Below are 6,782 nucleotides of genomic sequence, written 5' to 3'. Positions count from 1 at the left end.
ATTTTCTTACAATGATTCCTTCTTTATGCCTATCCTTATATATTTCGGTTTTTCTACGTATTTTTTGCACTCGGATTCTAATAAAAAAGCTTACCGGACAGTGCCGATAAGCTTTTGACTTCAAATTAACCGCCAATATAAGACATTTCCACTTTCTTTTTGCCAGATGCTTTTGATAGCGTACGATCGACTGAATACTGATCGATCCGATTTTTCCATACTGTCCCGATCATTTCTGATAGTTCGTCATCACTTAATTCCTGGCGAACCGGAGCTCTGAGGTCAAATCCGCTTGAAGCGAATAAGCAGGTAAACAGCTCTCCTCTCGCAGAAAGACGGGCTCTGTTGCAAGATCCGCAGAACGCATCAGATACAGATGATATGACGCCGATTTCTCCGGAGCCGTCCAAGTAGCGGAATCTGGAAGCCACTTCGCCTATATAATTAGGCGCTATCGGCTCAACCGGCATGTGTTCATTGATCAAATCTATGATTTCCGCCTTTGTCATGACGTCTTTCTTTTCCCATTGGTTGGTGTTGCCTACGTCCATAAATTCAATGAATCTCAGGATATGCCCTTTTTCTTTAAAATAACGGGCCATAGGCAGTATATCTTTTTCATTGACGCCCTTTTGAACGACCATATTGATTTTAACACCGAGCCCTGCTTGCTTCGCCGCTTCAATGCCTTCCAGCACCTTGCTGACAGAAACACCGCGCCCGTTTATCTTCTTAAAACGCTCGTCTTCTAAAGAATCAAGGCTGATCGTAACCCTTTTCAGCCCAGCCTCCTTTAGCCTCTTAGCATAAACAGGCAGCAGTGATCCGTTTGTCGTCATCGCGATGTCACGAATACCCGGTATGCGGGCCAGTTTTTTAATTAATTCCGGCATATCCTTTCTCATGAGGGGCTCTCCGCCGGTCAAGCGGATTTTTTCAACGCCAAATCTTGTGACAAACAATGTCGCAAGCCGTTCCAGCTCCTCAAATGAAAGCAGCTCCTCTTTCTTTAAAAAAGGATAATCCGGGCCGAATAATTCGGCGGGCATACAGTACGTGCATCGGAAGTTGCAGCGGTCTGTAACAGAAATGCGAAGGTCTCTCAGCGGTCTGTTTCTTTTATCCAACATCTGACGCGACTCTATAATCATAGCTACAGCCCCTTCCTATCCCCTGATTCTCTCAGGGTGTGTATATACATTAAATGATCCGTTTCTGACAAATCCAATCGCTGTGATATTCAATTCTTCAGCCATTTGAATCGCAAGCTCCGTCGGGGCCGATTTGGAAATGACAATCGACACGCCGATTTTGGCCGCTTTTAACAGGACCTCTGATGAGATTCTGCCGCTGAACACAATCAGTTTGTCGCGTACGGACATCCCGTTTAGAAGGCAGTGTCCGTATAGTTTATCAAGTGCGTTGTGCCGACCGATATCTGTGCGCATCAACAGAAGCTTCTCTGTGTCGCAAAGCGCCGCATTATGGACGCCTCCCGTATCCTGAAACGTCCCGCTCCCTTGCTGCATGTCTTTCATAAGCGCCAGACATGCCTCAGGCGATATCTTGATTTGGCTGACAGCCGTCTTGGCTGTTTTGACATCCTGCTGAAAATAAAAATGACGGCCCTTTCCGCAGCATGAGCCGATCACCCGTTTCGTATAATCCTTTTGATCCAATGTCTCAGGGTGAACGAGGTCGACATATACAAAACCGAGACTTTCATCTATTGTAAACCTTTTAATTTCTTTTTGAAATCGTATAACACCCTCTGATGCGAGAAATCCGATGACAAGCTCTTCGATATGCTCAGGCGTACAAACGAGCGTCACAAATTCACTGCCATTCAGTATCACTGTCAAAGGGAATTCCGTCACCATCCGGTCCTCTACTTTGCTTATTTCCCCTTGTTCATAGCGCCATACATCCCTGACCGCAGTTACTTTATCGTTCAATGTCTCTTCCCCTCCGCAATGTTCCTGCCTTTATATTTTTTCACACTCCTCGGATTTTGTCGAATTCTGAGACACAAAAAGAGCCCTCTATATAAAGGGCTTTCACAGGATGTGATGACGGCGGTGTTTAGGCAGGACGCCTAAGCATTTAGCCGCCGTTCCTTTTACCAATGTGCATTGACAACGAACGCGGGGTTTGTCGACACGCTGAGACACCTCTGTATAAAGGACTCTATGTTTGATTATGCTGATTCTTTTTCAGAACTGTAAACAGCACAATAGCTGCGATCAAGGTGAGAATGCTGACAAAAAAGAAGGCTGCCAGTTTTAGAAGAACACCAAGCAATATGAATGCAACGGTGGCTATAAGAAAAATCATTCCGAATAATTTCATATGTTCAACCCCTTTTTAGGGTATCATTCCCGCCCAAACTGTTTTTAAACCAATAAAAAAAGGCGCCTGGGGGAGCGCCTGATCTTTAGGTTCCTTACTCAGTAAATTTTTGTGCTTCTTTTTCCCAAGCCTGTTCGAACTCATCCGCACTGTTCGCTGAAATATATTCTCCGCCGCCAGCGACAGCTGCTTGTTTCATCTCTTCATTACCCTTGACATCAAAGTTGAAGCCAATGATGTTTACAATCGTATCCACATTTGATGCACGGAGCTTTTCGATTTCTGCCGCAGGGTCTCCGCCGCACGTTTCTTCACCGTCAGTGATTAAATACACCACGTTTTTCCCGTCTGCGTCAAATGCCTCAAATTCTTTTCTTGTGTCTGCAAGTGCTTTGGCAATCGGTGTCCATCCAGTCGGCTTGAGCTCACTCAATGAATTGTCAAACAGGGATCCTTCATATGGATGAAGGCCGTAAATGGTTTCCGTCGTACTGCACGAAAGGGCTTTACCGGACAGTTTATTATTCCCTGCATGCCCGAAAACGCGAAGCATAAGATTTGTATCCTTCGGAAGGAGTTCGGCAAAAGATTTTACTGATTTTTTGGCAATGTCTATTTTGCGCTCTCCTCCTGTTTTTTGAACCATGCTTCCGCTTCCGTCAAACAAAACAGCTACATTTGTATCAGCCTGTTTCTCAGCGGCAAAAGACGGGGAGGCAATGGAAACAGTCAACAATCCAATGATACCGGCAGCCAGCAATTTTTTCATATAATTACTTCCTTTCTTTTTCATATTTTCCAACTATATGTTGGATTCTTCTTTATGCTAGAATACGAAAATGCAAAAAGATATAGGACATGCTGCCTTTTGTGCTGCTTTCACGATCTGTCCAAAATCGCTTGAAATGCCGTTCATTTTTAGCCATTTCCGCCCAGAAAGCATAAACAGATTGTGTGATCATTCATTCTTTTTTCGCCTTGATTATGACAGAAAAACGGAAATCTGCTACTATGCTACAGGCAGATAGCTAATTAGTTTTGAAGTTTTTGTTACATACAAAAAGAGGCTGACCATCACCAGCCTCTTTTTTCTTATTTAGATAATATTAGTGATTGCTGAGTGAAAATTTTCTCAACATCTTTTTGGGTATAAGCCGGGAAGTATTCACCGCCGCCTACTTTCGCAATTGCGTTCAGCTGGCCTTTGTATCCCTCTTTATAATCAAAGCCGATCACATTAACAGTGATATTGTCTTTTTGCAGTTCCTTTGCTGTTTTAATCGGGTTTCCTCCGCACGTTTCCTCACCGTCTGTCAACAGATACACCACTTTTTCCCCTTTTGCATCAAGCTGGTTAAAAGAAGATTTCGCCTCGTTCAGCGCTTTGGCAATTGGCGTCCAGCCAGTCGGCCCAATTGTATTGAGAGAATTGAGGAAGCTTTGCTCGTTAAAGCTTTGGAAGCCGTATACGTTGCGAATGGCTTCACATGACTGAACTTTTCCGGAATTTTTATTGTTTCCTTCAGAGCCAAACACGCTCATTTTCACCTGAGTTCCTTCTGGCAATGAGCTCGCAAACTTTGAAATTTCTTTTTTGGCTGAATTAAATTTAGATACACCATCTATTCTTTTCGCCATACTTCCGCTGGCATCAAGCAAGACCGCCACGTTCGCCGGCGCTTTAGCCTCCGTTTCTGTCTTTTCAGCTGCAAAAGCAGGTGAAGTTAATCCAAAAAGCAATCCTGTCATCATGATCAGTGAAAATCTTTTCTTCATGTTCGTACCCCTTTACCAATTTGTTTCTGCGTGCAGATGTTCAACGCTGAACATAATCTATCGTAATCAACAAAAACCGAGAAATAAATAGGGCGGGCTTCCCCATTGCTGTTGTTTACTTTTGCATAGAAACCTATGTTTTTATTAGTGATTTCCACCTAACGCCCCTATGAAAAGAGAAGATTGTCCGCCTTTCGGCTTTCGTTATATGAGTCTGTCGAAGTCTGTCGACAAATGTGGATGACTTTACCACAATCTCAAAGCCTGAAATCAGGAAAAAAGGACTGATCCTTAAAGACGGTCAGAAGCTCCTCTAAACCGTTTCAGCTGCTCTTAGATAAAAGATATTCAGGAACAGAAAAAGACGCCCAATGAGCGTCTTTTTCTACTTTTTCGCCATATATTTATTCAAAAACGCATCTGCCTCAGAAATTTGTGTGCCTTGGTAATAGTACTTTACAATGTCATCAACCGTTTTGCCTTCTTTGGCCATAAAATTCGCTCCGTATTGGCTCATCCCCACACCGTGGCCAAATCCTCTCGTCGTGACTGTAATTGTGTCTCCATTTCGCTTCCATTCAAAATCTGCGGAGTTGAGACCCAGCTTTTCACGTATGTCTCTTCCTTTCAGCGTCTTGCCGTTAATGACGGCAGTTGCAACCTGGTGGCCCGGTGTCTCGCCGGTAATCTTCCCTACTGCGCTAGATCCATCCAGCTTGACGCCAAGCTTTTGCTGAAATTCTGCCGCTGTAAAGGTTTTCGTTGCCTTATATTTCGGAGACTTTTTATCCCATGGGCTTTTGACGCTTTTTAAATATGGGATAGCACTTGTCCAATATGCTTCTGCATTCTCTGTGTAGCCGTTGCTTGTGGAGAAAAAGGAGGCTTCAATCGGCTGGTTGTTGTACGTTAAGATTTTGCCTTGCGTACTGGCTACCGCAGCTGTGATTTTCTTCAGTTTTGTCTCATAGCTTGTGCCCCACTGTTTTTTCAGCTCCGCTTTGTTTTTATACACCTGGAACATCTGTGTATCATCCACCAGTGAGCCTTTAGGAGCCTCAACCGCTGAATTTGACACCATCAGTCTGACAATAAATGTTCTGGCGGCGAGGGCCTGGGCTTTCAGTGCTTCAGATTCAAAGGTTGCCGGCATTTCGGAGGCGACGACTCCAATCACATACTCTTCAAGCGGAATGTCTTCTACGGATTGATTTGCGGTTCGATAGACGGGAATAGAAACAGGTGAAGCTTTCAATGTTTCTGCTCCTTTCGATGCTGGTTTCGTGCTGACTGCTGTCTTTTCTGATTCTACGCTGGCCCCCGCTTCCTTATTATGCTGGAATGGCATAACCAAGAGTGTGGGAACCAAGAGAATCAATGCACATAGTACGGATAGTGTGATTGCGAATTGTTTCATATTCAGCTGCCTCCTGCTCGGGATTCGACTCTAGTCTAGTCTATGGGCAGGGACAAGCTAATATGACTCTCGTTTTGGACAGAAACTTTATTTGTCATTTACGTATTCTTTTTTGCTATTTTGCGCATAATGATGATAATACACAAAAAATAAAAAACCAGTATGCCAGAGTGACATACTGATTTTCAAGTAAGTTTATGCATTTAAGTCAGAAACGACTTCTTTATTCTCTTGCTCAGAAGCAGACTCATCATTTACACGTTCGATGTCTGCGCCCAGAGCGGCAAGCTTCTGATGGAAATCAACGTAACCGCGGTCTAAGTGCTTCAATTCAGTAACACGTGTGTGACCTTCAGCCACTAACCCCGCAAGAATCAGCGCTGCACCTGCACGCAAATCAGTCGCTGCAACTTCAGCTCCCTGAAGCTGTACAGGACCGTTAATGATGACAGAACGTCCTTCAATCTTGATATCACCATTCATACGGCGGAATTCTTCCGCATGCATAAAACGGTTTTCAAAAACGGTTTCTGTAATCATGCTTGTGCCGCTTGCACGAAGCAGAAGCGCCATCATTTGTGACTGCATATCAGTCGGGAAGCCCGGGTGAGGCATTGTTTTGATGTCAATCGGTTTAAGTTCTTTCGGGCCGATGACACGCAGACCTTCACCTTCATCCTTAATTGTTACACCCATCTCTTCCATTTTTGCAATTAAAGAGGTGAGGTGTTCAGGAACCGCTCCTTTTACTAATACGTTTCCTTCAGTGATTGCAGCAGCAACCATAAATGTGCCCGCTTCAATACGGTCAGGAATAATATGGTGTTTTACGCCGTGAAGCTTTTCGACTCCTTCAATTTTGATGGTGCCGGTGCCAGCTCCGCGAATTTTTCCGCCCATGCCGTTGATATAGTTTGCTAAATCAACGATTTCGGGTTCTTTTGCCACGTTTTCCAGCATTGTTGTTCCTTCAGCTAGAGCGGCTGCCATAATCAGGTTCTCTGTAGCTCCTACACTTGGGAAGTCCAGATAAATTTTTGCGCCTTGCAGTCGGCCTTTTACTTCAGCTTCAATGAAGCCATTACCGACTTTGATTTTTGCGCCCATTGCTTCAAAACCTTTTAAATGCTGATCAATCGGTCTGGAACCAATTGCGCATCCGCCCGGAAGTGCAACTCTTGCATGACCTGTACGCGCAAGAAGCGGCCCCATGACAAGCACAGACGCACGCATTTTACGA

At 44.4% G+C, this 6,782-nt stretch carries 8 protein-coding genes; all 8 read right to left on the bottom strand.

Annotated features, from left to right (window positions below; translation table 11 throughout):
* Nucleotides 1-125: 125 nt before the first annotated feature.
* Nucleotides 126-1,151, bottom strand: a complete 1,026-nt coding sequence (gene moaA / locus RAC86_RS33055) for a GTP 3',8-cyclase MoaA (RefSeq protein WP_161476641.1) — start codon at nt 1,149-1,151, stop codon at nt 126-128.
* Between the two features lie 15 nt (nt 1,152-1,166).
* Nucleotides 1,167-1,955, bottom strand: a complete 789-nt coding sequence (gene fdhD / locus RAC86_RS33050) for a formate dehydrogenase accessory sulfurtransferase FdhD (RefSeq protein WP_014481178.1) — start codon at nt 1,953-1,955, stop codon at nt 1,167-1,169.
* A 232-nt stretch (nt 1,956-2,187) separates the two neighbouring features.
* Nucleotides 2,188-2,349: a hypothetical protein gene (locus tag RAC86_RS33045; protein ID WP_003227706.1), complete on the bottom strand. Its 162-nt coding sequence runs from the start codon at nt 2,347-2,349 to the stop codon at nt 2,188-2,190.
* A 94-nt stretch (nt 2,350-2,443) separates the two neighbouring features.
* A complete protein-coding gene (locus RAC86_RS33040; protein WP_003243553.1) occupies nt 2,444-3,118 on the bottom strand; it encodes a vWA domain-containing protein in 675 nt (224 codons plus the stop codon).
* Between the two features lie 52 nt (nt 3,119-3,170).
* Nucleotides 3,171-3,311, bottom strand: a complete 141-nt coding sequence (locus tag RAC86_RS33035; RefSeq protein ID WP_014478246.1) for a hypothetical protein — start codon at nt 3,309-3,311, stop codon at nt 3,171-3,173.
* Between the two features lie 130 nt (nt 3,312-3,441).
* Nucleotides 3,442-4,125, bottom strand: a complete 684-nt coding sequence (locus RAC86_RS33030; RefSeq protein WP_317680445.1) for a vWA domain-containing protein — start codon at nt 4,123-4,125, stop codon at nt 3,442-3,444.
* A 385-nt stretch (nt 4,126-4,510) separates the two neighbouring features.
* The gene (gene spoIID, locus RAC86_RS33025) at nt 4,511-5,542 is read right to left on the bottom strand and encodes a stage II sporulation protein D (protein ID WP_377886525.1); all 1,032 of its coding nucleotides are present in this window, start codon (nt 5,540-5,542) and stop codon (nt 4,511-4,513) included.
* A 195-nt stretch (nt 5,543-5,737) separates the two neighbouring features.
* Nucleotides 5,738-6,782 (bottom strand): UDP-N-acetylglucosamine 1-carboxyvinyltransferase (gene murA, locus RAC86_RS33020; RefSeq protein WP_377886524.1); only part of this gene is annotated, 1,045 nt, incomplete at its 5' end.

It is taken from the genome of Bacillus sp. LR_5 (assembly GCF_042709275.1).
The sequence above is the reverse complement of the archived record's forward strand: the minus strand, read 5'-3'. Positions and strand labels throughout refer to the sequence as shown.